3 protein-coding genes are annotated in these 2,335 nt (G+C 71.5%); 1 reads left to right on the top strand and 2 read right to left on the bottom strand.

The genetic code is table 11. From position 1 onward, the window contains the following. Positions 1-59: 59 nt before the first annotated feature. Positions 60-782, bottom strand: a complete 723-nt coding sequence (locus tag ACFWP5_RS52275) for a hypothetical protein (RefSeq protein WP_384174485.1) — start codon at positions 780-782, stop codon at positions 60-62. Positions 783-829: 47 nt separating this feature from the next. On the opposite strand from ACFWP5_RS52275, the gene ACFWP5_RS52270 reads away from it, so the two are divergent. Further along, positions 830-1,018, top strand: coding sequence for a DUF5703 family protein (locus ACFWP5_RS52270; protein ID WP_005485166.1), 189 nt, complete (start codon positions 830-832; stop codon positions 1,016-1,018). Positions 1,019-1,093: 75 nt separating this feature from the next. Here the strand turns inward: ACFWP5_RS52270 and ACFWP5_RS52265 are convergent, their stop codons facing one another. Next, on the bottom strand, positions 1,094-2,209 hold the full coding sequence (locus tag ACFWP5_RS52265; protein WP_384174481.1) for a chaplin: 1,116 nt from the start codon (positions 2,207-2,209) through the stop codon (positions 1,094-1,096). Positions 2,210-2,335 lie beyond the last annotated feature (126 nt).

Genomic DNA, 2,335 nt, shown 5'->3' with positions numbered 1-2,335 from the left:
GAGGGATTCCCTCGGTGACCGCCGCCGTCTGTCGTCGCAACAGCTGGGCGCGGCGCGGTTCAGCGGTCCGCTTCCAGCGCCTCCAGGTCCTCGTCCTCGTCGAGATCGGCGTCCAGGTCGGGATCGAGTTCGTCCTCGACCTCGTCCTCGATCTCCGCTCCGGGCTCGTCCAGTTCGTCATCGATCTCGTCGTCGAAGACCGCGCTGACGTCGAAGCGGCACACCACCCGCTGCGGATCGACCTGCTCGAAGGGGGCCTCCAGCCAGGCGCCGGGTTCGGCCGCTTCGTCGGCGGCGGTCACCCACAGCGTGGAGTCGCCCTCTTCGAGGCCGAACTCCTTGGGCCGGGAGGCGATCTCGTCCGCCTCGAACTCGTCGAAGAGGATGCCGAGCGCACCGTGGATCGTGGCCGAGGCCTCCGTGCCGTCGCCGACCGCCGTCTCGACCCGCTGCGCCTGGGCCAGCAGCCGCTGCGGCTCCGCCACGGCGTAGTCACGGCGGATCAGCACGCTCACCGCGTTCGGCTCCTCGGGGCCGGTGTACGGCGGCAGGGAGTCGTCCGTCCCGGGGATCTCGAAAGGCGTGACCTCGTCATAACGGTCGTAGAGCAGCTCGTCGTAGACCTCGGCGGCCGCGGCCAGCTGGTTGAACGCCTCGTATACGGCCGGGTCGTCCTCCCCCGACCGGCCTTCGACCGCGGCCAGGTGGCGGTCGAGCGCGGTCTTGACCGCCTCGGCGGCGGCGCGTACCTCGGCAGCGGTGGGCTGCGCAGCATCAGACATAGTGCAGACGCTATCCGTACCGGGGCTCTGCCCGCACAATAGATGCGATGCCGGAATACGAATTTGTCGACGTGTACGTACCGCGCGGGGTCTCCCGCAAGGACGCCACACGTCTCCTGACGGACCATGCCGAGTACGGACACTGGGAATTGGACCGACTGAGCCTGCTGCGCGACGGCAGTCGCAGGGTGCGGCTGCGCCGGCGGATCATCCGCCAGGTGCGCGCCACGTGGTGAGCTGAGCCGGGCGAAACGGAGCGGGCCCCGACAGTGCGGGGCCCCTCCGTTGCGCAGATCACATGTTCCCGGGAGCTACGCCGAGGCCCGCGCCTTGCGGTACAGCACCGCGCCCGCCAGCATCGCGCCCGCGCCGACCGGCAGGGCGAGGCCCAGCGGCAGCTCGCTGCCGGTGTGCGCGAGCTGGGCGCCGCCCGGGGACTGGACGGCGGACTGCGCACCGGGCTGGGTCACGTGCGCGGAGCCGATCGGCGTCTGACCGCCCCTGACCGGCGAGGTGCCCGGCGAGGCGGGGTGACCGGGAGTGGCGGGGTTGCCCGGGTGGCTGGGCGTACCCGGGTGACCCGGAGTCCCGGGGTGACCCGGCGTTCCCGGCGGGGTGGTCCCGTGACCGCCGCCCGGGGGCGTGCCGTGGTGATGCCCACCGCCCGAGTGGTGACCGCCCCCAGGGTGATGGCCGTCGCCCGGAGGGGTCTCGTGGTGACCGCCGCCGTGATGACCGCCACCGCCAGGAGGGGTCCCGTGGTCATGGCCGCCACCGTGGTGCCCGCCGCCTCCCGGAGGCGTCCCGTGGTCATGGCCGCCGCCGTTCCAACTCCCGCCGTTGGTACAGTCGTTGCCGGTGACGGCGTTGCCGATGCCGATGACGTCGACGCTGTTGCCGCACACGTTCACCGGCACGTCGATCGGCACTTGGACGTGATTGCCGGAGCCGACACCGGGCGAGCCGGAGGTGTGTCCGCCGGCGTGCGAGCCCCCTGAGCCGCCGTGCGCTCCCTGTCCGCCGGAGCCCCCGTGCCCGCCGGAACCAGCGTGTCCGCCCGACCCCCCGTAGCCCCCGGAGTCGCCGTAACCACCGGAGTCCCCGTACCCGCCCGACGAGCCGTACCCCCCGGACGAACCGTGGCCGCCACCGCCGCCACTACCGTGACCGCTTCCGCCGCCCCCGCCCGGATTGCCGCACTTGTTGCCGACCGCCGGGTTGAGGATCCCCACCACGTTCACGGTGTTGCCGCAGACGTTGACCGGCACATGCACCGGTGCCTGCACGGTGTTGCCGGACAGTACGCCGGGCGAGTCCGAAGTGGAGCCGACGGCGCCCGAGTCGGCGTGGGCGACACCGCCCGCGGCGGCGATCACCCCCGTCGCGGCCGCCACGGTCATCAAGCTCTTTCGAGTGATCTGTCGCATTGCCTAATTCCCCCCTGCCTTCAATCCTGACCTGAATTGACCGCGTCTCTCCTTGCGATAATTGCGATAAGGAGCGCGAAAGGTCGCGACAAAGACGCGAAAATCCCGTCGGCCCCGGAGCGCAAG

This window comes from Streptomyces sp. NPDC058469 (assembly GCF_042721125.1).
In the GTDB taxonomy this organism is placed as follows: domain Bacteria; phylum Actinomycetota; class Actinomycetes; order Streptomycetales; family Streptomycetaceae; genus Streptomyces.
The sequence above is the reverse complement of the archived record's forward strand: the minus strand, read 5'-3'. Positions and strand labels throughout refer to the sequence as shown.

What these genes read in the sequence shown, in the direction of transcription:
- ACFWP5_RS52275 (WP_384174485.1), bottom strand. Translation starts at nt 782, where the DNA reads ATGTCTGATGCTGCGCAGCCCACCGCTGCCGAGGTACGCGCCGCCGCC.
- ACFWP5_RS52270 (WP_005485166.1), top strand. Translation starts at nt 830, where the DNA reads ATGCCGGAATACGAATTTGTCGACGTGTACGTACCGCGCGGGGTCTCC.
- ACFWP5_RS52265 (WP_384174481.1), bottom strand. Translation starts at nt 2,209, where the DNA reads ATGCGACAGATCACTCGAAAGAGCTTGATGACCGTGGCGGCCGCGACG.